Genomic DNA, 24,255 nt, shown 5'->3' with positions numbered 1-24,255 from the left:
TGGAAAAAAATCAATAATTAGCCTTCAAAAACTCATATGTCGGAGTCGGAACTAGTGGCTTAATTGAATCAAAATCTCTTTCTTTTAGTAATTTACGAACTGTAGAAGCACTTATGACTCGCCCACCTGTTGAAATACGTTCAATAATATCCACATCAATATTGTATTTGGGCAACAACTCTTGCATTTTCTGGTTGTATTGTTTGGTTACTTTACAGGTTGGTTCATCACCCAAGAAAATCTTGCTAATATTTAATTTCTTAGCAATAAACTCACAAAAGAACCAAGTTTCCATAGAAGCATCAGCAATAACTTCGCTTTTTACTTCTTTATCAAAGTAATCTGGATAAGTAAGTTCAGTACAAATAAACTTCCCCCCAGGGAGTACCGTTACATTTTCTAAATGTCGAGTGCTATCATGAACAAGCTGTAAGCGGTCTTTAAACTTAAAGAAAGACAAATCTTCTTCAATAACAAAAATAAATAACTTATCAACTTTTTTAGAAGCATAATCAATTAAATGCATGTGGCCATTTGTAATAGGATTACAATTTACAGCAATACTACCGACATTAATCCGATCATCTGGCATATATTGCTCTAGCAAAGATAAATAACTTTTCATTTCACAAGACTCTAATGTTCGAGCTACATGCTTAAATAAAAAGTACTTAAAGTTTTCCAAGACTTTATAGAAATCACTCTCATTCTGATTACATTGAAGATCGCCAACTGATTGAACTGGAGGTAGACTTATTAATTTTGACAAAATTCTATCCCCAACTTCATTCGCCATAATTTCATTCCCTAAAGGAGAAAAATGGCAATTTACTTTATCTAAATCAAGGAAGAACTTGTTACCTCTATCTATCTCGTTTAAATCAATTGATTCAATTCTTGTGTCATTTAGACCGATAAATTCGTTAAAATCAAAGAATACAACAATGTCGTTAGGTTTAACCTCGGTCTGAACTAGATTGTTAATAGCCAACAAAAGGTTCATACCAAGACAACCGTGATTTTCTACGATTACATCACCAAAGCGGCTGTTAAAGTACGCTTGCAATTGACTTGAAATTGTATCGCTATCCTTTACACCAAAACTGCAGGTTGTTGAAGAACCAAATAACAAAACTCTTTTGACTGCGTTTTCTGGTTGCCCTATTGTTTTTCTTTGTCCATTTTTTATAGAAACAAAACCATTATCAAAATCGGAAAGTACGACTTTCGTTGCTTTTATTATGGGTGCGCCATACTCAAATAATTTTGATATATTTTCAATTTCACTAGTACTATATAAACTTTTTATATAATCAGGCACATTATTTGACTGATACCAATTTTTTCTATTTCTGATATATAAACTTGGGTTTGTTAACAATTCTACTTCTGTACTAGACTTCTTACCCAAACCTCTCCCTTTATTCTTAAGACAGATAAAAGAAGGAGTCCCAGCTTTAGATCTAACATAGTTTTCAATAAATTCGACTTTATAAGAATTTGGTATTGATTTATTTATTGTATGTATTGAAGATACTATATCACTTCGATAACAATCCGCTTTTTCCTCTAAATTACTAGCTTCATCCAATTTATTATTAAGAACAAATAGGTTCTTAAGAGCAAAATACCAACCTGGATCTTCATCATGATTATATAGAAATTTCACTTCTCTAATAGCTTTATTTATATCACCGTTATTTATATGAATTTCTAGCATTTTTATTTTTATTTTTATCAATCTTTTTTTGTTAACAAAACAACTTTTAATTTTATACCTAAACAACCTTAGTTTAATTCTAATAGAACTCACGAAACACCCTAAATGCAAGACTCTACAGATTGTAGAGCATTTTAGACTCATAAAGATTAACTTTATAAAATATTTAAAATTTAATCACACCATGAATAGTTATCAAACAATAGTTATGTAAGGGTTTGTAATTGTGAGTAATAGCACAATTACATTTTTTACAATGGTCAAATCCCATAGAAAAAAAACAAATAAATCGATATTGATTTAACTTATCTTTATCATTTAATTCAAAGCAACCTTACAAATAAAACCCAAGCAACACTTCCTCAAACGCCTCCTAATAATACACTCAATACCCGAAAGGATTTTCACTACTAACAAGACGAAATTCTTGCAAAAAAAAGTTGAAGTGATGTAGTAAGACCCCGCACCACAAGCTAGTTAAAGGTCGCACACCGATAGCAAAAAGCTCCGAGTAATCTCGGAGCTTTTTTGTTTTGTCTTGTTAATTTTAATCACTCTTGTCTATAAATCCCCTCTGACTCTTTACGTTTATTGAAATCCCTGACAAATTTGTTTAAGTTTCAGGGATAATTCCTACAAGATGCATCACTGCTATGAACGTACAAGACACTAAGCAATCACTTATCATCGTGGAAGACGATCCCAAACTGCAGGCTATGCTAAGCGAATACTTTGAAGGACAAGGCTTTGAAGTTAGCTGCATAGACAATGGAACGGACGCTCCGGATGCGATTCTTGAAAGCCAGCCAGATCTCGTTCTTTTAGATTTGATGTTGCCGGGGCAAGATGGATTGAGCGTTTGCCGCCAGATCCGCGAATGCTACAAAGGAAAAGTGCTGATGCTTACTGCCAGTGATGATGACTTTGACCATGTTGCAGCGTTAGAAATTGGTGCCGATGATTTTGTGACTAAGCCGATCAAGCCACGTGTTCTGCTTGCTCGCATTCGAATGCTATTACGCCGTAAAGAAGCATCAGCAACAGATTCAGACACATGCTTAGAAGTGGGCGTCCTGTGCCTTAACCGTCTGCGTAAAACGTGCGCTCTAAACCAAGAACCCATTCCTCTCACCGACGGTGAATTTGATCTCCTTTGGGTACTCGCAAGCCATCCTGAACAAACCCTTTCACGCGAGTGGCTCACTAAAACATTACGTGGCATCGAATACGACGGCACCGACCGCACCATTGATAACCGTGTCGTGACACTGCGTAAAAAGTTAGGTGACAGCACTACACCACCACAGAAAATCATTACCGTGCGAGGTAAAGGTTACTTGTTTATGCCTGACGCTTGGAACGCGTAATGAAGCGCATTTATCTCGAAAGCTTTTTAGGTCTGATCATCCTATTTGTAGCCAGTCTTGTTGGCTATGAAGTCATTGTTTATCAGCTTAATACGGACTACGACTACCTACTAGAAGAGCATGAAGCTCAAGCTTTCCATGAGCTGATCTATCCGATGTATCAAGAAAAAGGCGAGGAATACACCGTTCAGCAATTAGAGAAATTCGCAACATCGAGTCACATGTTGTTAATTGCTCAGGAAATGACGAATCTTCCTCCAGAGGTGCAGAAAGCATTCGATGAAGATCCATCCGTTAATACAGCGTTTGATGATGAGCGAGACTTGTGGTTTCGCTTTGAGCCCGGCTCCCCTATCTTCAAGTTAACCCAAAACCCCAACAGCCCTATCATTCAAGCCATCAATTTTGACGACAACATCGTTTGGCTGTTTTTCCTTGCTGGTTTTGCGCTGTATTGTGTCTTGCTGATTTGGTTCTTAAGTCGACGAGTTCGCGCTTTAGAGAAGGTTACCGTTGATTTTGCCTCTGGAGATTTCAACGCCAGAGCGGACACCTCCAGTGCCAAATCCGTCGGTACGTTGAATAGAAGCTTCAACCATATGGCTGATAAGGTGTCTCGACTCATCACCACCAATAAAATGCTCACCAACGCGGTAGCGCATGAGCTTCGTACTCCGATCTTTCGTCTGCAATGGCAAGCTGATCTACTGGCCGACGCCGCTTTAAATGAACAACAACAGAAGTACGTCGACAGCATCGTAGAAGATATCGACGACATGGAAAATATGGTGGAAGAACTGCTCTACTACGCCAAAATGGAGCGACCAAATGCCGAGATTCAAACTTCTTCTGTCGCCTTATCAAGTTTTGCTCAATCGTTTTTACCCAAGTGGCAACGTGACACCCAACTTTCTATCTTGATTGACGACACGAGCTCGCAACAGGCAATCATTGACGCCGACCCGAAACTGCTAAAACGTGCCTTAGATAACCTACTTCGCAATGCAATGCGTTATGCACAAACCCAAATCGTGCTAGAAATTATGGAGACACCGGAGAAATCTTGTATTCGTGTGCATGACGATGGCTGTGGTGTGGAAGAAAAGGATTGGCCTCATCTGTTTGATGCATTTTACAGCGCTGATAAATCGCGTAACAAAAGCACCAGCGGCTTCGGTTTGGGGCTTGCGATCGTCAAACAGATCGTTGAATTGCAGAACGGCGAAGTCTATGTCTCACACAGCCCGTACGGTGGTGCGTGTTTTACAATCTGCTTTCCCAAGTAAATTCATAAACTTATCAATACTCCATTAAACGTCATTACAAAAGGCGACACTTCAATACAATTGGCCGACAGAGCACCACAATAAAACAGTGTACATTTAATCCATGAATTCACAGCAATAATGGATCAACGCAATGTATAAACCTCTTCTTCTCGTCACCCTTTCTTCCACACTTGCTGCTTGTGCTTACAACCAAGAACCAGTTGTCGATATGACCAATGTTGACCAAGCCCAATACGAGCAAGATTTTGCGTATTGCCAAGGTTACGCAGAAAAAGTAGATAAAGGCGAAGCCGCTAAAACTGAAGCACAAAATGGTGCCGTTACAGGTGCGTTGGTCGGTGCCGTTGCAGGCGCATTAGAAAATGGCATTGGCGGCGCTGCTGTGGGCGCGGTGGCAGGCAGTGCTGTTGTTGCAGGTGCTGGGGCTGTTGGTGGTGCTAACGATTCAACCAAAACTCAATCCTTAGTTCTGCGTAAATGCCTAGCGAACAAAGGCTATACCGTATACGACCTTGATTCATAACGTATAAATTCGCATCAATTACACAAAATTTTGTGTTGAGCGACGTTAATTTCACAAATGTTTCACGCTCGACCTATTAGTTTCATGTTTTCCAATTCGATGCACTTCTGTCATCAGGGGAGGCTTTATCCCTCAAAGCGCCCCTCTTTTTTAGGGCTTAGCAGTTAAAAGGCCACATTTTGAAACCAGGTAAAACAGGCATTCGCCGGATATTGGACGCAACCGGCTATTCACTTCAAGGATTGAAAGCAGCGTGGACTCATGAAGCCGCTTTCAGACAAGAACTGGTACTTACACTTGTCCTTTCTGTTTGCGCATTCTTGCTTCCTGTCACCACCTTAGAACGCATCATGATGATCAGCAGCCTTCTGTTGGTCGTAATTGTTGAATTGATTAATTCCGCCATCGAAGCGGTTGTCGATCGTGTCAGCGATGACTGGCATGAACTCAGTGGAAGAGCCAAAGACATTGGCTCCGCAGCAGTATTTGTTGCACTTTTTCTCGCCCTATTTGTTTGGGCGTCGATTTTACTTTAGTCACATCGAAGCACGTCAATTATGAAGACAATTGAACTCCCAACTAAAGGTATCTCCTACATTACCTTTACGCTTTTATTAGCCTTGTATTTCGCTCTTGTAGTCAATATCCCCATCTACAAAGAGTTGGTGCATATCTTTGCGGATCTCGACCAGGTTAAGATCGGTTTCATCATTACGATTCCAATCTTCTTTTTTGCGGCGTTGAATTTCCTATTTAACCTATTCAGTTGGCCTTGGATCAGCAAGCCTTTCTTCATCTTATTGCTGATCACATCGGGCATGGTGAGTTACGCAAGCTACAACTACGGCACTTTGTTCGATACGGACATGATCACCAACATCGTTGAGACAGATACCAGTGAAGCCAGCTCATACTTGAGTGCCTACTCACTTATCTGGACACTATTGATGGGAGCTCTCCCTGCCCTAATCGTCTTCAAGATTAAGTTTAAGCCTCTTGACGGCAAATGGCTTCGCTTCACGTTGACTAAAATCGTCTCCATGCTCGCTTCGTTGGCTGTTATCGCTGTGATTGCAGGCATGTATTACCAAGACTATGCGTCAGTAGGTCGCAACAACAGTTACCTAAAGAAAGTAATCATCCCGACTCAATACGTGTACGCGATCTCTAGCTATGTAAAAGAAAACTACTTAACCACGCCAGAACCCTACCGTGAGATTGGTACGGATGCGAAACAATCCCAACTTGCACTAGAGCAAGCAAAAGAGAAGCCGACGCTGCTTGTCTTTGTATTAGGTGAAACGGCACGAACTCAAAATTATCAAATCAACGGCTATGAACGAGAGACTAACCCATACACCAGCAAGTTAGACGTGATCTCGTTCCAAGACGTTTCTTCCTGTGGTACTGCAACCGCTGTCTCTGTGCCTTGCATGTTCTCTCAATTACCACGCCACGACTTCGATCGCAGTAAAGCAGACAACCAAGATAACGCATTGGATATCATGCAGCGCGCTGGCATTGATTTGATGTGGAAAGACAACGACGGTGGTGACAAAGGCGTCGCTCATAAGATCAATAAGATGGATGTCGCACGCGGCAAACAAAACACGCTTTGCAACGGCAATACCTGCTATGACATGGCGCTGCTAGACAATTTGGACGACCAAATCGCGAGCATGAAAGGTAACCGAGTTGTTGCGCTTCACCTGATTGGCAGCCATGGTCCGACTTATTTCCAGCGCTACCCGAAAGACAAAGCGTTTTTCCAACCAGACTGCCCTCGCGCAGATATTGAAAACTGCAGTGTGGAGCAAATTGTTAACTCTTACGACAACACGATCCGCTACACAGACTTCGTCTTGGATCAAACCATTGCAAAACTGAAAACGTTGGAAGATAAATACAACACGGCGATGATCTACGTCTCTGACCACGGCGAGTCTCTGGGCGAAAACGGATTGTTCTTACATGGCATGCCTTATGGTTTAGCACCGGATTTCCAAAAGCGTGTTCCTATGATGCTTTGGATGTCACTGGGCTTTAAGCAAGCCAAACATGTCAACACCGATTGCTTGGAACAAGAAGCGCAGCAAACCGCAACGCACTCACACGATAATGTCTTCCACTCATTGTTGGGCATTATGGATGTGGAAACCAATGCCTACGACGGCGCTTTAGATATCTTTAAGACTTGTCGTCAAAGCTAACAATCATATTCATAACCAAAAGGAGGGGGATATTTACCCTCTCCTACTTCGAACCATAAGCATTCAAATCAACATCTATGGCTAGGTGGAAAATTTCATGCAATACAAGGTTCTATAATGAAAAAACAAACACTCATCGCAATCGCAATCACAACCGCCGTTCTTTCAGGTTGTGGTACTGACAATCAACCATCGCTCACCCCAGACCCGATACAAGCCGTTCATGTTCAAACCGTTAATCTCGTCGACTTTGGGAAAAACCAATATTCAGATGTGCAGTTAAAAGCTTACGAGAATGGAAAAGAGCAGCTCATGTACTCTGACATCATTCAATATGGTGCTTCCTCATCAAGCCTTTTGATTGCTCAACAGAAAAGCAACACCATTCCTTATACCTTCAAACTTTTTGATACCAACTCACAAAATGAGTTAGCCCAAAAGAAACTCACTTTAAACTCGGGTGACCACAAGATCGTGTTCGCTTTCGGTGACGTAGATAAAGGCTATTACGAACTGTCGGTTCAAAACAAACCTAATATTTCCAGTGCCTCCTCAGACGAAGTTCCAATCTATATTTTAGACTCAAGCGACGTTACAAAGGGTTCCCAAACAAGCGTCACGGTCGAAGGGCAAACGATCGATAACCTTCCAAGTAAGACGCTCTCTAGAGCCTTGAAGGTACCAAAAAACCAGCAAGAGATGACGGCAACATTTAATCACAATGGCGTCAGTAAGACTTGTAAATTTAGCACCAAAGACACTCCTCAAATGGTTATTCTTGGCCCTTACAACCGATGCTATGGCTTGAGCTTCCTAACATCGTTTGCGGATTAATACGTTACCTGCGTGTTAAGAAGATACCTGCGTATTACGGTACGCAGGGTTCATTCATTAATACAGAATTATCGCTAACCTGCTCATAAACGAGGAGCCAAATTCAAGTTATACTCTTTTCCTGCAAATAGAACGTCGAAAGAAGAACTCAAAATGAAAATTGGCATCATTGGCTTGGGCGACATTGCTCAAAAAGCTTACCTTCCTGTTATCACTCAACTTCCCAATGTAGAGTTGGTATTTTGTACCCGCAATGCAAACGCACTCAATTCACTAGCTCAACAGTATCGAATCACAGAAACCTGCCAAGACTATCAGCAACTGGTTGGTATGGGCGTAGATGCGGTCATGATTCACGCCGCTACTAGCGTTCACCCTCAAATCGCGTCTTTCTTTTTAGAACAAGGCATCCCGACATTCGTTGATAAGCCTTTGGCAGACAGCGCTGCTGAAGTAGAAAAGCTATATGAACTGGCTAAACGCGTGAAACAGCCTCTGTATATTGGCTTCAATCGCCGTCATATTCCGCTCTACAATCAACATATGCCGAACATCCAGAAAGGCGAACTTTCAGGCTTGAAATCTCTGCGTTGGGAGAAAAACCGTCATCAATTACCGGGGGATATCCGTACCTTCATTTTTGATGATTTTATCCACCCTCTTGATAGCGTGAACATCACGGCCAGAGCAGATCTGAAAGACGCTTACATTACACATCAAATGGATGGTGACCAACTGGCTCGTTTAGATATCCAATGGCAGCATGGTGAGACACTGCTTCACGCATCCATGAACCGCCATTTTGGGATCACCACAGAGCGTGTCCAAGCGTGCTATTCAAACAAAGCAATGGAGTTTGATTCGTTTGTTGAAGGGAAACTGTGGCAAGACAATCAAGACCAGAAGTTGAGCTCAAAAGATTGGACGCCAATGCTAACCAGTAAAGGCTTCCACTCTATGCTGCTAGATTGGTTTGAAGTTATCCAGTCCGGCAAAATCGCCTCTGATATCGTAGCGCGTAATATCGCTAGCCACCAACTTGCCGAAGCGATTTATCAGCATATTGAACAATCAGTGCGTCGATAATTAAGCACTAAAACGAGCGCGGAATGCTTTGGGAGCCAATCCCATGGTTTTAATGAACACTTTGCGAAACGCGCTCGCATCTTGGTACCCAACTTGATAAGCGATGACTTCAAAAGCTAAGTTACTCGACTCTAATAAATCACACGCCTTTTGCACACGAAGATGCTGCAGATACTGATTCAAGTTCAAACCTGTCGCTTTTTGAAAACGTCTCTGAAGCGTGCGCTCAGTTAAACAACTGATCTCCGATAGAGCTTGGTTTGAAATCACATGTGAGAAATGATCAGCCATGTAGTGCTGGGCATTAAGAACGGCACTATCACCATGTTGAAAGTTAGGTGTGAATTGCTGATAAAAACGTTGCTCTCTGGCACCTGTATCGACCACCAGCATCTTTCCCAACAAACGCATCACTGCAGGTGTACTTAGCTGAGAAACCAGCTCCAACCCCAAATCAAGCCAAGACATCATGCCACCAGCGGTAATGATGCTGCCTTCGTTGATAAGGATGGACTCGGGCTTAAGCGTCACGTTAGGAAACCTATCTCGGAATAACCCTGCCAGCCCCCAGTGTGTTGTGCACGCTTTGTTATTCAACAAATCAGCGTGAGCGAGAACAAACGCGCCTGCACATGCAGACGCCACAACCGCACCAGCTTTGTGCTGCTCAAACAACCAAGACGTTAACGCCTGACTTGGCGAAAGGTAATATTGTTCCGCACCGCTTGGCGGCAGTATGACGACCGTGAAATCATCGGCTCGAATAACGCCTTCTTTCCAATTAATGATGTCTGCATGAAAGCGGCATTCAACATCAAGCTCAATCGAAGCACGGTTTGCCATCTCAAACAGTTCCTGCAAACCATAGACTGACGCTTTTGAAGCTCCCGGATAGTTCACAATAGCAATGTTTATCTCGTTCATTCCAATTGTCGCTTTTGGCCTATTTTTTGTCATTTTAGACACTAAGCAAGATAAAAGAAAGCACGCATAATAGCTCCCATACCAAAGCAACACATTCACTGAAAACAAAAGGAAAACATCATGAGCCAAGCAGCACTTCTTGTTATCGATCTACAAAACGACTACTTCCCTAACGGTAAATTCCCTCTATGGAATACAGAAGCAACACTAAACAACATCAAGAGCGCAATTGCTAAAGCGAATGAGAAAAATATTCCTGTCATTCATATTCAGCACATCGCCGACCCAGCAATGGGCATTGCGCCTTTCTTTAATGAAGGTTCTGAAGGCGCTGACATTCACCCTGAGATCTTAGCGCTAGCGCCAAATGCTGATGTGGTTATCAAACACTTTGCAGACGGCTTTGAACAAACAAACCTTGAAGAAGTACTGCAAAAACACGGGGTAACAGAGCTATTAGTAACTGGCATGATGACGCAAAACTGTGTCACTCATACTGCGATTTCTAAAGCGGCAGAAAAATACGAGGTATCAATTCTTATGGACTGCTGTACAACGGTCGATGAAATGATCCACAACATCGCACTGCACGCTGTATCAACTCGCGTCCCACTAGTAACGGCAGAACAAAAACTGTAAGCCAGCGAGCATCCACTATACTGTCTTAATTAGAATGGCCCGATGCGCCAAGCGTCGGGTCCTGTTGGTTGGCACTGACTCTCATTAACTCTATAGGGACAGCACAATGAAGTGGATGTCAGTTTTATCAATTATCACCTTATCGAGCGCACTCACTGGTTGTGGAGGGAGCGACTCCTCAGATCCTGAGATTGCGGTAAGAGCTCTCAACTTTCAGACCGTTAACTTCGTCAACCAAAACCCGAGCGGTGTTTCAGATATCAGTGTTCAAGCCAATTATGGCAGCCTGCAAGAAGATATTTATTCCAATCTGCCACTTTATGGTGCGACAGAAACAGGCTTGCTGTTGATTCAAGAAAACGCCAGTACTTTTGATATCACGTTTGATTTGATTGAAACCAATAGCCAGCAAACCTTAGTCAGTGAGGCACGTTCAATTGCTGTCTCTAATCCTCAAGTGATCTTTGCTTTTGGCGACGCTAACACAGGATTTTATGACCTCGTCTTCCAAGACAAACCCGACACGAGCAGTACAACCAATACTCAAGTCTCTGTATTCGTTATGGATGCTAGCCAACTCCAAGGCGGTATCAACAGTGATGTTTGGGTGGATGGGTCCCAACGGATCTTTAATCTGAGCAAAAGAACCTTGTCGAGCCAGATCATCGTAGGTGCGAATACCGCAAATGTTCCGATTGAAATCAGAGAAACAGGCACTACAACGGTGATAGACACGTGCAGTATTTCTACCGAAACCAGAGCCATCATGGTGATATTGGATCCATTGGGCAACTGTCGAGTGCTGTCTGTTTTAGATTCTGTTTTTTAAGCCAATTGTTGGTATTTTGGACACTCAATAAGGTATGCATAAAACGCATACCTTACTTCACTTTTTATCATTTGTGTCATCACAGACTTATCTCTACACTTCGCGCTCTTTTTTCTACTTGAGCGCACAATGCATGCTTTTTTCTCAAACCATTTTCGCTCAGGTGCTGAGAATGTCCGTCATGTTGGGCCTGTCGTTAATCATCGTCCATAACTCACCTAAGTTATTGGAAATATTGGCAGAACAAGCCATCAACAGCGGTTGCCATCAAACCACTGGCGACGGCGAACACCAGGATCACTCTCATCACCACCATCACCATTAATAAGAGCAAATTATGAGTATTTTCCGATTTCCAATTCTTGTTTGGCTTGGAATAGGGATTTTGATTATCTGTCTAGGGATCAGACAATCGTTCGGCATTTTCATGATGCCAATTTCAGACCACTTCCAAACGGGCCGCGAGTTCTTTAGCTTTGCTATCGCCTTGCAAAACCTGTTGTTTGGTGTGTTCCAACCGTTTGTTGGTATGGCGTCAGACCGTTGGGGCGCGAAGCGTATAATCATTTTAGGTGCCATTTCTTACGCTTTGGGTCTCTACCTGACTTCTATCGCAGTTGAGCCAACCATGATGTATTTGTCGCTGGGTGTACTGGTTGGTTTCGGCTTAAGCGCGACCAGTTATGTGATCGTGCTAGGCGCTGTGGCGAAAGTCGTCCCTGCCCAACACGCTGCAAAAGCATTTGGTTTAACAACAGCAGCGGGCTCATTCGGCATGTTTGCGATGATCCCCGGCGCACAAGCGCTATTAAGTGACTTTGGTTGGCAAGGCGCACTTCAGGTGTTTGCCGTATTGTGTAGCTTTATGGTGATGTTTGCGTTGTTCATGAGAACGGCAAAACCACAAACTAACAACGCAGCAAACGCTCAAGAAGATACGCAAACTCTGAAAGAAGCGTTAAAAGAAGCTTTCGCGCACAAAGGTTACTGGTTGATCCACGCCGGTTTCTTCGTGTGTGGCTTCCATGTCATGTTTATCGCTACTCATTTACCAAGTTATTTGGCAGATAAAGATTTACCGGCTTCAACAGCGGCGATGGCACTGGCGTATGTCGGCATCTTCAACATCTTTGGCTCTTACTTCTGGGGTGTGATGGCCGATCGCTTTAACAAACGGCACGTTATGTCTGCCCTGTACTTGATGCGCACGGTGGTGATTGGTGCTTTTGTGACTTTACCTGTCACCGAACACACTGCAGCCATTTTTGGTGGTGCTATCGGCTTCTGTTGGTTAGGCACGGTTCCACTGACTTCCGGCTTGGTCCGCCAGATTTTTGGTGCTCGTTACCTTTCTACCTTGTACGGCTTGGTGTTCTTCACTCACCAAGTAGGCAGCTTCTTGGGGGCTTGGGTTGGTGGTCGCATTTACGATTACTACGGCTCTTACGATCCAATCTGGTGGTCAACAGTCGTGTTGGCATTTATCGCGGCTCTTATTCACCTGCCGATCAATGACAAACCGGTGCCACGTTTGAACTGGGCAACCGCGTAATCTAAGAAGGCTCTTAATGTTATCGTTGGGAGCCTTTTCTCTTTTCTCCCCGCAACACGCTTTCTGTTTTCCCTCAATCGAATAGGCATTCTCATCAATGATTGCTTATTTAAGATAAAGTGCGTCCATTCATCCTCTGTTAAGATTCGTGTGACATACTTAACACAACGCTATAAATCAAAAAGGGTTTTAAATGAGAACACTCGGCAACATCATCTGGTTTGTATTCGGTGGCGTATTCATGGGTTTACTATGGTGGTTCTTCGGACTACTGGCTTTCATCAGCATCATCGGCATTCCATGGGGGCGCGCTTGTTTCGTGATGGGTAACTTCTCGTTCTTCCCATTCGGCAAAGAAGCGGTTTCACGAGATGAACTGACCAATGAAATGGACATCGGTACTAGCCCGCTTGGCGTGATTGGTAACGTGATTTGGTTTGTATTTGCAGGTATTTGGTTGGCAATCGGTCATATACTTTCTGCCGTAGCATGCTTCGTAACCATCATTGGTATTCCGTTCGCACTTCAACACCTGAAACTGGCGGTTATCTCTCTGGCTCCGATTGGTAAAACAGTCGTGACAACAGAAGAAGCGGCAATGGCTCGCTACAACATCAACCGTTAATTTTGTCGCCCTCTGAGCATCCTGCTTAGAGGGTTATTCCTGTCAAAAGTAAGCCCATAATCGCCACTGCATACTCAAGAATAATGGATTGAAAGTTCATACTCCCACCTTAGTTAAAAGTTAAAATTAATACCTAGTTCTACGCTGTTCTCTTCACTTATCTTGGTCGATCCTGGTGAAACTCGATGCTCACCAAATGTATACTTCACATAAGGCTCTATCCATTTCGGTTTTAAAGTAATACGCACTTCGTGATTGGTTCGATGACCGCCCTCTGTGAGTTTTTTATCGTAGTTATAAGAATAACCAAGCCGGATAAAATCAATCGGTGTATAGCTTGCACCAACGGTGTTTTTCCACTCTCTTTCTGTTTTTTCCAATGATGGGAATGACTTACCGATTGAGCTGGTTCTCCACTCATGAGAGCTGTTGGCGAAAACCATCCAATCATCGCCTAACGCGGTTCCGGTAAACACGCCCGCATCATAAACGTCGAACAGATCTGCGCGGCCATAGCTCACAAATGCTTCTGTGTAGAATTGCCCGAGCATCACGCCATATCCCGTCCCCAATTCTAAATACCCCGTAGAATCGACCTCAGCAGAAATGTTCCACTCTTCGGTTGCTTGTAAGTACCCTGAAGCAGTCACAATCCATTCATCATCTGTATTGGACACATCTAAACCAAACTCTGGCATTTTGTGGTCAGCAGAAAAACACGGCACGGCAAAGAGCGCGCAAAGCAGCGTCAGAGATTTATTCATTGGGATACCTATCAGAAAAACTCGAAAAGAAAAAAGGAGCCACTTAAATCAAGCGGCTCCTTGCTACTTACCCTTATGCGATTTGGTTTACGAGCGCTCAACGCGGTCGCGAATCGCTCTTTTTATTTCCTGACGTTGCTCTTGTGATAGGGATTGAACCTTTTGTTTCAATTCTGCGCGCTGTTCCGGCGTTAAGCTCTTCGCCGATGCCTCCATTGCAGGCTCAGGCGTCGCCTCAATAGGGTTTTCAGGCGTGATCTCAATTGGATTCACTGGACCGTCCGCGATTGGATGCTCTGGAATCGGCTCCATCGGGTTAGAAGGTGAACCAGCGATAGGATGTTCTGGTGTTGGTTCAATTGGATGAACAGGGTTTAGTTTCGCTTCTTCTACAATAAGGCGACCATCTTCAACGCTTAAATGTACGAAGCCATCATCACTAACAAAGATAAGTTCGTTATTACGGACTTCAATGTGACCCACTACTTCGCCTGATGAATCTTTAACCACCTCACCATCAGTGTAGTAAAGCTCACCACCGACGTTAAATACGGTGTTTCCTTCCTCGCCACGGATCGCAACTGTCGTAACCTCACCGTTATCACCTTGGATAGCCATGCCATCAAAGTGCTCGCCATCAAAGGTTTGAACAGAAGCAACACCTACTGGCTCATTTGAGGAATCCGAACCCGATGAAGAACAGCCAGCTAGAAATGTCGCCGCGATGATTGCACTCAGTAATTTAACTTTCATGATTTACTCTCTTAATTTGTCGAAACTCAGGGATGCCTCTTGCAAGAAAAGTGGACTCCCTGCCCGATGAAGAGAAGTATATTGAGCAGTGTTTTATTACTCTAATCGCTAAAAAGAAACCCGCACTTAACGGCGGGTTATTAATAAACAAGAGTAGAGAGCGTGATAACCAAGGGTTATTATCGCTGTTGTGAGCGCTCTAGGTGTTTGGTTATGACATCCGTGATGATGCTGCGCAGCCAATGAACCATTTCATTACGGCGATTTTTATGGTGATAGTAAGCGTGCAAGCAAGGCTCAATCACGATACCGTCAAACTCGATATCCAATCTTCTCAATTGAGAGATCTTATCGACGTTCACCGTTTTTGAAGCGGGAAAGACCATGTCCGAGTTAGCCACCACGTCGATAATGGCCGACGGCAATTCAGAGCGAAACGCGATTTTGGGCTCTACGCCTTTGATTTTCATTATCTTCTCAGAAAACGACACGCTGGAGTTCCAATCGGCCGCGATCACGGTCGCAAACTCCAAATCCCTGCAATCCGAGATTTGTAGTCGGTCACCGGGAAACGGATGATCTTTTCGCACGTACGCACAGAAGGTGTCTTTGACGATCATTTTCGTCAGTAGCTCTTTTGGAGCGTGGTTGATTTCATAGTTCACACCAAGCGTGACATCGTCTTTGATGATCTCATCCATGGTGGAGCGAGACCAATTCAACAAGTGGATCTGGACGTTTGGCGCTGCTTGTCGAATCGCCTGACAGATTTCACTGGCATAAGAGCTCAAGATAAAAGGCGCTAACGCAATCTTGATGGTCCCGTTCATTTCTAATGGGTTAAATGCTTTAGAACCATTGAGCGTGATAGAGATTTCATCCAGTAACGGCGCGAGATTTTCCGCTAAATCGTTCGCGTACTCCGTTGCCCGCAACCCGTGATGGGTTTTCACAAACAGCTCATCTTCAAAATGATCACGCAGCCGCTGCAATGCCTTACTCACGGCGGGTTGAGAAACAAACAAGCGCTCTGCCGCTCGGCGCATATTGCGCTCTTGATGCAAAATAAGGAATGTTCGGAGCAAATTCAGGTCGAGGTTTGAGAAGAGATCTTTGGCCATATTCCACGTCGATAATAACTTGAGGTTATTATTCAGCATAAGAAGAGATTTGCGTACTTTCCAATCTCAACGCATGAATTCTTTGCGCTCGCTACGCTTCTATGACGGAAAAATAACAATGGCCGCGATCAAGTTGGCGTTTATAAAATCACAAATGCACCGCTCCGATGAACACCCTACTCTCAGTAAACGTTGATCTGCGGCATTCTTCGCTTATCACATTCCTCAAATTTATCATTTTACATGGCTTTGAAATAAGTCGTTTCGCTCATCCCAGTATCAGCTCGGATGCGGGCTTCTAGATAACGTCTTTGATACAGGTATGAGGATATCCAGTGTTCGTTTTTATGCGTTGATTCTCAAAAAATAGAGTAAAAAACCTAGTACATTAAACGAGATAACCCACACCAAATTTGTAGATTGAGAACTTCCGGTAAGTGCATCCATCTTTCTCTAATAAAGGAGCTGCTCAAGCGTTTATTAAGGAAGATAAAAAGCAGTGCCCCGTGAAGATTTTCTATATTTCATTGAAAGTGATTTTAACTTTCCAATGTTCAATCACTAAAGTAGATAGGATAAGGTTTATGGGTTACAGTTTCTTACAACAATCAAAGTCTTTCATTCTTATACCAAAAATGGTTTAGACGCATAGCAAGGATTCCTATGATAAATAAAAAAGTATTGATTCTCTTTGCGCATCCTTCCCAGCATCGCTCTGAGGTGAATGCTCCCCTTTTTAAAGCAGCTAATACGATTGAAGGTGTCACTTGTGTCGATCTCTATGCCGAGTACCCGCACTTCAATATCAATATTGACCGAGAACAACAGCGTTTACGTGACCACGATGTGGTGATTTTTCAATTTCCGCTGTACTGGTATTCCACGCCAGCCATTCTAAAAGAGTGGCAAGATCTGGTTTTAGAATATGGCTTTGCTTATGGCTCAGAAGGTACAGAGCTTCATGGCAAAACCATGCTTTGTGTCTTATCCGCAGGTGGTAAAGAAGAGGCCTATAAAGCCGAAGGCTACAACCACTTCACCATCCGTGAGCTATTGGCTCCTATCGAGCAAATGTCGGCACTGACTGGGATGAACTACATCGCTCCACTCGCGTTGTTTGGTTCCCGTACAGCTCAAGAAGAAGATCGAATTCCACAGCATGTTGAACGCTACAAAACGCTACTCAATGCGCTCGTCAATGACACACTTGATCTTGAAGCAGCGGCATCGCTCATCAAACTCAACAGTGCATTACCACAACTGATTAAGGAAGCATCATGACAGGGATATTCTTACAAGCCTTTGTTTACCTTATTGCCGCTGTCGTCGCCGTTCCTTTAGCAAAACGTCTAGGCTTAGGCTCGGTATTAGGTTACTTGATTGCGGGTGTGGTCATTGGCCCTATTATTGGCCTCGTAGGTGAAGAAACCACGACAATTCAACACTTTGCTGAATTTGGTGTGGTTATGATGTTGTTCCTCGTTGGTTTGGAACTTGAGCCTAAGATGCTATGGGCAATGCGTAACCGCTTAATGGGCTTAGGTGGCTTACAAGTTGGTGGTACTGCCGCACTGATCATGGCGATTGCTCTGTACTTTGGCCAATCTTGGACCATAGCATTAGCGATCGGTTTGATCTTCGCGCTTTCTTCCACCGCGATTGTTCTGCAAACCTTTAGCGAGAAAGGACTGACCAAAACAGAAGGTGGTCAGAACGCGTTCTCAGTGCTGCTTTTCCAAGATATCGCCGTGATTCCAATGCTGGCGTTTATTCCGCTATTAGCACTACCAGAGTTGGTAGAACAAGCACAATCGGCAGCGCAAGCAGCCGCAGAACATCATGAAGAACTTAGCCTAGTGGCTGGACTTCCTGGCTGGGCTTACGGTCTAGTGATTACGGCTTCTATTGCTATCGTCGTTGTTGGCGGGCATTTCCTAAGTCGTCCACTGTTCCGCTACGTAGCAAGCTCTGGCCTACGTGAAATCTTTACTGCAACAGCATTAATGCTGGTGATCGGCATTGCGGCTTTAATGAGCTTAGTGGGTCTGTCCCCTGCGCTGGGTACGTTCTTAGCGGGTGTGGTTCTGGCGAACAGTGAGTTCCGCCATGAGTTGGAATCAAACATTGAACCGTTTAAAGGCTTACTGCTTGGCTTGTTCTTTATCACGGTAGGTGCCGGCATCGACTTTTCAGTGCTGTTCAGCGACTTTGGTTTGATCATCGGTCTAACACTTGGTGTGATGATTCTGAAAGCCGCGATTCTATTCGCACTTGCGTTCATCTTCCGTATCAAAGGCAGTAACCGTTGGTTGTTTACTTTGAGCTTGGCACAAGCAGGTGAATTCGGCTTTGTATTATTGAGCTTCTCGGTACAAAACCACGTAATCCCATTCGAGCTTTCACAAACACTGGCATTGGTTGTTGCGATCTCTATGTTCCTAACACCTGGTCTATTTATTCTATTTGATAAGGTGATTCTTCCTCGCTTTGAAAGTGAATCGAATGAGCGTGAAAGTGACACGATTGAAGAGCAAGGCACCGTCATCATTGCAGGTATTGGTCGCTTTGGTCAGATCGTAAACCGCTTATTGGTATCTAATGGCGTGGAAACGGTTGTACTAGACCACCAAGCCAGCCAGATTGATAACATGCGCCAAATTGGTACTCGCGCTTACTTTGGTGATGCGACTCGACCAGACATGCTACACACGGCAGGTATTGAGCATGCCTCTGCACTTGTCGTCGCGATAGATAATCAAGAATCGAGCGTTGAGTTGGTTAAGTACGTCAAGCACACCTATCCAAACGTGACAGTGATTGCGCGTGCATTTGACCGTGGACATGGCTACTTATTGCGTCAAGCGGGTGCAGATATCATCGAATCAGAAACTTACCATTCTGCATTAGAGATTGGTGGTCACGCGATGAAAGCCATTGGTATTCATCCGTTCTTCACTGAGCAACAAAAATCGACTTATCGCCGCGTTGAAGATCGTAAATCCAACATGCTATATGAAGCGTGGGTCGATGATTCGGAAGGTGAACGTTACGACAACAACTTCCGTCAACTATTTATTCATCTAGAAGAAAAAATGGCAGAAGAGATGCAAAAAGATCGTCACGATAAGCTCTCCCGCTCAGAGCGTGGTTGGACACCGCCACCAAAAGGCTATGCCGACGACTTCAACGAAGAAAATGTCCAAGAGTTGCATCCACCAAAAGAAGACGCTCAATAAACGCGAAAACCTCCCACTGGGAGGTTTTTTATTGCCGGTGAAAAAGCGGAGCTACATAAGATCACTCATCAATGTCTCATACTCTTCGTTCGCTTCATCAACTAAATGCGACAGTTCTAATGCATCGGTTTTCGCTAAGTTGAACTGCCACGGAACGGTGTCTTCTTTCCCGCAAATACGCGTTTGAGCGCCACTACTTTCAAAAGAAAGATCATCAAACTCGGTCGTGTGGTGTTCATGAAGCTCGACAATTTCAACTTCCAATTTACCGACGGGATTGACCTCAACATGGGCGTGTAAATCTGGGCTATTCGATAAACAATACTCTCGATGAACTGCAATCATGGCTGCCTCCTTGGTCTGCCAACTGACAACTCATCAAACAGTGTAGACGAGGCATTTTGAACGTGGGGTGAAATAATAATGAAGATTGATCCTGAATAAAAATTCATCAATTTTAATTCCAAACCGACTCTGAGTGTTCGCCCCGCTAACCGTCAGTTTTTACATAAAATGACTTCCTCAATGCGCGATTCAATCGCTTTTATTGCTATTGTCACTGTCATCGGTACATGAGCTTGGTAGGGATGCAATACATAAATTGGGTTCACCTTTGACGCTTTCGCACTGGGTACAGGTTCAAGAAGCGAATTCGACTCCAGCATAAAATCAGGCAAAATCCCAACGCCTAACCCCATTTCTAAAAGACTGGCCACATCAAAGACGGTATTCGCTCGGTGCTTCACTGGATATTGAATTTGATGTTCCGGTTCCTTGGAGGCAAACGCATGAATAACAGGTTCAAGCTGCCAATGTTGAGCAATATAAGGCGCACTTTCAAAATCAGAATGCGCGCCTTTCGCACGGCACAAGACGTCACAAAACTGTCCTACTTTGCGCTGTTTAATATTTGAATCACCAGAAGCCCCTACTCGTACCGCCAGATCGATATCCTGTTGAACGATATCCACATGCTTATCATCACTGATCAAATTTAACTGCACATCAGAGTAATCAGCAAAAGCACTCGTTAAAGCAGGCAGCACTATTGAGCGCATTAATGCATGTGGCGCAGTGACGGTAAGCCTTCCCGTTGGCACTTGCTTTAACTCTGTGGCTTCTAACCACGCGGCCTCTGCTTGTTTTGTCATTTGCGCGCACTGCTCGTAAAAGCGTTCACCCGTCGAGGTCAAAGTTTGCTTTCTGGTCGTACGTTTGAGTAAGCAAGTATCCAGCTCTTGCTCTAATTGCTTCAAAGCAGAGCTCAACACTGACTTAGAAAGCTCTAACTTATCGGCAGCTTTGGAGATTGAACCACACTCGACAATATGAACGAACAGAGACATCAAACGCAGCTTATTCATCGCCCTTCCTTATTGTTCTTTTTTACAGAACATTCAATTCTTATTACTTTGTTTTTCTATCTCAATTCTAACCCTATGATTACTCCATAAACAAACACCAATCACAGGATATTCAGGATGACTCAATCAGTTTTAGAACGCGCTCAAGCAGGCATCTCAGCATGGCAAATCGCTTTCAATAATCAAGACGCCGCGGGCTGTGCAGCACAATACGCAGAAGATGCGGTTATGATTGCAAAACCATTTGGCACATTTGAGGGACGTGAAGCAATCCAAGCATTCTGGCAAAACATCATGGACCAAGGCTTTAACAACGTGGACTACACCAACACTAAGTGGGAAAAAGACAGCGAAAATGGCTACATCCTTACTTCAGATTGGACGATGAACAAAGCGTTTGGTGTCGTGCACAAAGAGTTATGGGAAATTCAAGAAGATGGGTTGTCTCGCCTAACTTACGATGAATTCGAAGTGCTTGGCGAACGATAAGCTTTAAGTCTTTCAGAATTAAAAAATCCCCAAGCCGAAACTTGGGGATTTTTGTCTTTCAGTTTACTTAATTAAATTAAGCAAAGATGAAGGTGTATAGGTAACCTGCGCCCATTGCCATCGTTAAGATAACGAATAGGAAGGCTGCAATCATTTGGTTCTTAAAGATTGATTTCAACAAAATCACTTCTGTAAGACTTGCGCCTGCGCTACCAATGATAAGTGCCATTACTGAACCCAGTGCCATACCTTTTTGTACTAGCGCCGCACTTAGTGGAATAACTGCCTCTGCACGGATGTACAATGGAATACCAATAATTGCTGCTACTGGAATCGCGTACCACTTCGCTTCACCTGCGTACTCCGCAATAAGATCCGTTGGGATGAAGCCGTAGATGAATGAACCAATCGCAATACCCATCATTAGGTAAGGGAACACTTGTTTAAAGTCTTTCCAAGTTGAGTGCCAAATACGTACCCAGCGGCTAGGCTCTTTTTCTTCCACGATGGTCGCTGTTGCACTACCGTCTGATGAACAGCAAGACACTTCTACTTTAGGCTCCGCTTTTGGCGCGCTATCACCACAACAAGATGTTTTCGCTACCACAGGCGCTGGCTCACTACAGCATGATGTTTTTGCTGCAACTGGTGCAGGTTCGCCACAAGCGCTGGTACCACAGCTTGATGCAGGTTTCGCTTGTTCTTTTTTCTTGCTTGAATCACCGCAAGATGTACCACATGAAGAGGTGCCTGCTGCTTCATACGCTTCTGGTTTTACGTAACGTTCAAAGCCCAGCTTTTCAAGTACATAGCCTGCAACCACAGACACTGTCATCGCGATAGCAAAGTAGAATACCGCTACTTTCCAACCAAAGGTCACTACAAACAAACCAATGATCACTGGGTTAAGCAGTGGACTAGCAAATAGGAACACCATCATAGGCCCAAAACCTGCTCTTGCACGCAATAAACCTTTCAAGAAAGGAATGGTCGAACACGAACAGAAAGGCGTAATCGAACCTAATAGCGCAGCAATAAAGTAACCTTTACCCTTTTTTGAGCTCAGGATAGATTGAATTTTTTCTGGCGTTAGAAAATCTTGCAACACACCCACGATGTAGCTAATTGCTAGGAATAAGATGATAAGTTCGGTTGCTAGAAACGCAAACATATCAAGCGCTTCCTTAGCCATGGTCATGATTTCTGGATTCATATTGATTCTCCTACTGATGTCACATCAGTAAATGTAAATTTCCTAATGAAGCTGAATTCTTCATTTCTATTTTTCTCGAATTATAGAATTAAAAATCGACGCGTCAACCATTATATTTCGATAAATATCGAAATATAATTTAAAGTCTTAATAATCAATTAATTAACTAGGTAATTTTTCTTGTTTGCTATTCACCCACACTTTCACTATCATCGAAATGTATTTATCGTCTGTCATTCCAAGAGGTCAGTATGGAACTCGAAGCTGTAGCAAAAGCGCTCAAAGAGCTAGGACACCCTACCCGTTTATGTATCTATAAAGAGGTGGTCAAAGCAGGCTATGAAGGAATCGCGGTTGGTGGCGTACAAGATAAACTTGGTATTCCAGCCTCTACCCTTTCTCATCACATTTCGAGCCTAGCCTCAGCCGGCTTAATCAGTCAGCGTCGTGAAGGTCGTACTTTATATTGTGTTGCTGAGTATGAATGCTTAGATACGGTTATTGGTTTCTTGCGTGACGAGTGTTGCATCAATGAAAACTGCTAACCTCGAATCGATTTGGAGCGAATACGAACACGCTATTCATGCGTTTTTGCGCTCTAAAGTCAGTAATGAAGATGATGTAGACGACTTAAAACAAGAGATTTTGCTTAAGACTTATCAAAACCTTGCGGATATTCGTGATGTATCTAGCGTCAAATCTTGGCTCTTCCAAATCGCGAATAACGCCATCATCGATTTCTACCGTAAACGTGCTCGAAATCAGCGTGATAATGACCTCGTTGCTGACGATCTTTGGTTTGAAGAGCAAGAATCAAACCTGAAACAAGAACTGTCAAAGTGCATTGCGCCGTTTGTGCAAGCATTACCAGATGAGCAATCGCAACTGCTCTCTTCTATAGAGCTTGAAGGCATGAGCCAGAAGAAGTTGGCCGAAGAACAAGGTATCAGCTACTCAACCCTCAAATCGCGCGTACAGAGAGGACGTGTCGAATTGAAAAAGCTATTTGAAGAATGTTGCAGTTTCTCGTTCGACAAACAAGGTCGTATGACAGATTGCAACCAAAACGGTGCTTCTTGCGATAAATGTTAATCCCTCGCTGAATGCCCACCTCACAATGAAGACCGATAGCTTGGCGGCTCGTTATTGAGTCGCCTATCCATGAACTCAATCACAGCTTTATCTCTTCGTCCGCTCTCTCATTTGCTATCTTGCTGAATAGTAAGCTTTACTTCTTCTGCTTTAAGGAAGAAGGAAACTTATATTTATGATCTCATTAAGAGAACTCACCAAAGAAAACTATCTAGATTGTATTCGTCTCAATCTTCACCCAGAACAAGAAGAAAACCTTGCCTCCAACGCGATTACGATTGCTCAGTCACGCTTTGAAACCGACTACCGATTGAAAGTGATTTATGAGCAAGAGACGGTGATCGGTTTGCTTGCGTTTTGCCATGAAGACGAGCCGCTTGATTACTCCATTTACTCGCTGTTCCGCTTTATGATCGACAAAGATCACCAGAACAAAGGCTATGGAAAGCAAGTACTCAACTTGCTCGTTGGAGAAGTGAAACAACTCGGAGGGAAAACCTTACTCACGATGCATAAACCCTCCAATCAGCAGGCAGGTAAGCTTTATCATGCGTTCGGATTTCAAGAGGATGGCATCCTCGATGATGGTGATATATCACTACGATTAGAGCTTTCTTAATCCAGT

General features: G+C 43.5%; 26 protein-coding genes. 18 read left to right on the top strand and 8 right to left on the bottom strand.

Annotation, left to right across the window (positions count from 1 at the left end):
• Positions 1-10 precede the first annotated feature (10 nt).
• Positions 11-1,813, bottom strand: a complete 1,803-nt coding sequence (locus tag A9237_RS18860; protein ID WP_237358454.1) for a nucleotidyl transferase family protein — start codon at positions 1,811-1,813, stop codon at positions 11-13.
• A 560-nt stretch (positions 1,814-2,373) separates the two neighbouring features.
• Here A9237_RS18860 and A9237_RS18855 point away from each other — a divergent pair.
• The 7 genes from A9237_RS18855 (at position 2,374) to A9237_RS18825 (ending at position 9,029) form a co-directional block, all read left to right on the top strand.
• Entirely contained in the window at positions 2,374-3,087 is a 714-nt protein-coding gene (locus tag A9237_RS18855) for a response regulator (protein WP_005442490.1), read from the top strand.
• Complete coding sequence (locus A9237_RS18850) at positions 3,087-4,373, top strand: ATP-binding protein (protein ID WP_078609087.1); 1,287 nt, start codon at positions 3,087-3,089, stop codon at positions 4,371-4,373. The genes A9237_RS18855 and A9237_RS18850 overlap by 1 nt, the downstream gene beginning before the upstream one ends.
• A 133-nt stretch (positions 4,374-4,506) precedes the next feature.
• Positions 4,507-4,899, top strand: a complete 393-nt coding sequence (locus A9237_RS18845; RefSeq protein ID WP_078609084.1) for a glycine zipper family protein — start codon at positions 4,507-4,509, stop codon at positions 4,897-4,899.
• A gap of 179 nt (positions 4,900-5,078) precedes the next feature.
• Positions 5,079-5,435 (top strand): diacylglycerol kinase, encoded by a 357-nt coding sequence (locus A9237_RS18840; RefSeq protein ID WP_011999519.1) that lies wholly within the window; start codon positions 5,079-5,081, stop codon positions 5,433-5,435.
• Between the two features lie 21 nt (positions 5,436-5,456).
• Positions 5,457-7,109 carry a phosphoethanolamine transferase gene (locus A9237_RS18835; RefSeq protein WP_078609082.1) on the top strand — a complete coding sequence of 551 codons (1,653 nt, stop codon included), beginning with the start codon at positions 5,457-5,459 and terminating at the stop codon, positions 7,107-7,109.
• A gap of 117 nt (positions 7,110-7,226) precedes the next feature.
• Positions 7,227-7,943 carry a hypothetical protein gene (locus tag A9237_RS18830; protein WP_078609080.1) on the top strand — a complete coding sequence of 239 codons (717 nt, stop codon included), beginning with the start codon at positions 7,227-7,229 and terminating at the stop codon, positions 7,941-7,943.
• A 153-nt stretch (positions 7,944-8,096) separates the two neighbouring features.
• A complete protein-coding gene (locus A9237_RS18825; RefSeq protein WP_078609078.1) occupies positions 8,097-9,029 on the top strand; it encodes a Gfo/Idh/MocA family protein in 933 nt (310 codons plus the stop codon).
• On the opposite strand, the gene A9237_RS18820 is transcribed toward A9237_RS18825, so the two are convergent.
• Positions 9,030-9,953, bottom strand: coding sequence for a GlxA family transcriptional regulator (locus A9237_RS18820; protein WP_078609076.1), 924 nt, complete (start codon positions 9,951-9,953; stop codon positions 9,030-9,032).
• A 120-nt stretch (positions 9,954-10,073) separates the two neighbouring features.
• On the opposite strand from A9237_RS18820, the gene A9237_RS18815 reads away from it, so the two are divergent.
• The 5 genes from A9237_RS18815 to A9237_RS18800 all read left to right on the top strand — a co-directional run bounded on the left by A9237_RS18815 (position 10,074) and on the right by A9237_RS18800 (position 13,598).
• Complete coding sequence (locus A9237_RS18815; protein ID WP_038893544.1) at positions 10,074-10,592, top strand: cysteine hydrolase family protein; 519 nt, start codon at positions 10,074-10,076, stop codon at positions 10,590-10,592.
• Between the two features lie 106 nt (positions 10,593-10,698).
• The gene (locus A9237_RS18810; protein WP_078609074.1) at positions 10,699-11,421 is read left to right on the top strand and encodes a hypothetical protein; all 723 of its coding nucleotides are present in this window, start codon (positions 10,699-10,701) and stop codon (positions 11,419-11,421) included.
• Between the two features lie 172 nt (positions 11,422-11,593).
• On the top strand, positions 11,594-11,746 hold the full coding sequence (locus tag A9237_RS27215; RefSeq protein WP_005535284.1) for a hypothetical protein: 153 nt from the start codon (positions 11,594-11,596) through the stop codon (positions 11,744-11,746).
• Between the two features lie 12 nt (positions 11,747-11,758).
• Positions 11,759-12,973 carry an MFS transporter gene (locus tag A9237_RS18805; RefSeq protein ID WP_078609072.1) on the top strand — a complete coding sequence of 405 codons (1,215 nt, stop codon included), beginning with the start codon at positions 11,759-11,761 and terminating at the stop codon, positions 12,971-12,973.
• Positions 12,974-13,166: 193 nt separating this feature from the next.
• Positions 13,167-13,598, top strand: coding sequence for a YccF domain-containing protein (locus A9237_RS18800; protein WP_009704819.1), 432 nt, complete (start codon positions 13,167-13,169; stop codon positions 13,596-13,598).
• Between the two features lie 113 nt (positions 13,599-13,711).
• On the opposite strand, the gene A9237_RS18795 is transcribed toward A9237_RS18800, so the two are convergent.
• From A9237_RS18795 to A9237_RS18785, 3 genes are all read right to left on the bottom strand, one after another.
• Positions 13,712-14,362, bottom strand: coding sequence for a hypothetical protein (locus tag A9237_RS18795; RefSeq protein ID WP_045417111.1), 651 nt, complete (start codon positions 14,360-14,362; stop codon positions 13,712-13,714).
• 87 nt (positions 14,363-14,449) lie between these two features.
• Positions 14,450-15,115 (bottom strand): zona pellucida protein alpha, encoded by a 666-nt coding sequence (locus A9237_RS18790; protein ID WP_005442518.1) that lies wholly within the window; start codon positions 15,113-15,115, stop codon positions 14,450-14,452.
• A 179-nt stretch (positions 15,116-15,294) separates the two neighbouring features.
• Positions 15,295-16,236, bottom strand: a complete 942-nt coding sequence (locus A9237_RS18785; RefSeq protein ID WP_078609069.1) for a LysR family transcriptional regulator — start codon at positions 16,234-16,236, stop codon at positions 15,295-15,297.
• 663 nt (positions 16,237-16,899) lie between these two features.
• Between A9237_RS18785 and A9237_RS18780 the strand changes: the two genes are divergently transcribed.
• Positions 16,900-17,517 (top strand): NAD(P)H-dependent oxidoreductase, encoded by a 618-nt coding sequence (locus A9237_RS18780; RefSeq protein ID WP_009704823.1) that lies wholly within the window; start codon positions 16,900-16,902, stop codon positions 17,515-17,517.
• Complete coding sequence (locus A9237_RS18775) at positions 17,514-19,472, top strand: monovalent cation:proton antiporter-2 (CPA2) family protein (RefSeq protein ID WP_005442523.1); 1,959 nt, start codon at positions 17,514-17,516, stop codon at positions 19,470-19,472. The genes A9237_RS18780 and A9237_RS18775 overlap by 4 nt, the downstream gene beginning before the upstream one ends.
• Positions 19,473-19,523: 51 nt before the next feature.
• Here the strand turns inward: A9237_RS18775 and A9237_RS18770 are convergent, their stop codons facing one another.
• Together A9237_RS18770 and A9237_RS18765 are read right to left on the bottom strand one after the other, a co-directional pair.
• The gene (locus A9237_RS18770) at positions 19,524-19,817 is read right to left on the bottom strand and encodes a hypothetical protein (RefSeq protein WP_005442525.1); all 294 of its coding nucleotides are present in this window, start codon (positions 19,815-19,817) and stop codon (positions 19,524-19,526) included.
• 152 nt (positions 19,818-19,969) lie between these two features.
• Positions 19,970-20,836 (bottom strand): LysR family transcriptional regulator, encoded by an 867-nt coding sequence (locus A9237_RS18765; RefSeq protein ID WP_078609067.1) that lies wholly within the window; start codon positions 20,834-20,836, stop codon positions 19,970-19,972.
• A gap of 117 nt (positions 20,837-20,953) precedes the next feature.
• Here A9237_RS18765 and A9237_RS18760 point away from each other — a divergent pair, with 117 nt between their 5' ends.
• Positions 20,954-21,325: a YybH family protein gene (locus tag A9237_RS18760; protein WP_078609065.1), complete on the top strand. Its 372-nt coding sequence runs from the start codon at positions 20,954-20,956 to the stop codon at positions 21,323-21,325.
• Positions 21,326-21,401: 76 nt separating this feature from the next.
• Here A9237_RS18760 and A9237_RS18755 read toward each other — a convergent pair whose 3' ends face one another.
• The gene (locus tag A9237_RS18755; RefSeq protein WP_038893537.1) at positions 21,402-22,538 is read right to left on the bottom strand and encodes a permease; all 1,137 of its coding nucleotides are present in this window, start codon (positions 22,536-22,538) and stop codon (positions 21,402-21,404) included.
• 251 nt (positions 22,539-22,789) lie between these two features.
• On the opposite strand from A9237_RS18755, the gene A9237_RS18750 reads away from it, so the two are divergent.
• From A9237_RS18750 to A9237_RS18740, 3 genes are all read left to right on the top strand, one after another.
• Positions 22,790-23,083: an ArsR/SmtB family transcription factor gene (locus tag A9237_RS18750; protein ID WP_005433559.1), complete on the top strand. Its 294-nt coding sequence runs from the start codon at positions 22,790-22,792 to the stop codon at positions 23,081-23,083.
• Positions 23,070-23,630: an RNA polymerase sigma factor SigZ gene (sigZ, locus tag A9237_RS18745; RefSeq protein WP_005442530.1), complete on the top strand. Its 561-nt coding sequence runs from the start codon at positions 23,070-23,072 to the stop codon at positions 23,628-23,630. The genes A9237_RS18750 and sigZ overlap by 14 nt, the downstream gene beginning before the upstream one ends.
• A gap of 175 nt (positions 23,631-23,805) precedes the next feature.
• On the top strand, positions 23,806-24,249 hold the full coding sequence (locus tag A9237_RS18740; protein ID WP_078609063.1) for a GNAT family N-acetyltransferase: 444 nt from the start codon (positions 23,806-23,808) through the stop codon (positions 24,247-24,249).
• The last annotated feature ends 6 nt before the right edge of the window (positions 24,250-24,255 follow it).

Origin of the sequence: Vibrio owensii (assembly GCF_002021755.1) — a bacterium.
In the GTDB taxonomy this organism is placed as follows: domain Bacteria; phylum Pseudomonadota; class Gammaproteobacteria; order Enterobacterales; family Vibrionaceae; genus Vibrio; species Vibrio owensii.
The sequence above is the reverse complement of the archived record's forward strand: the minus strand, read 5'-3'. Positions and strand labels throughout refer to the sequence as shown.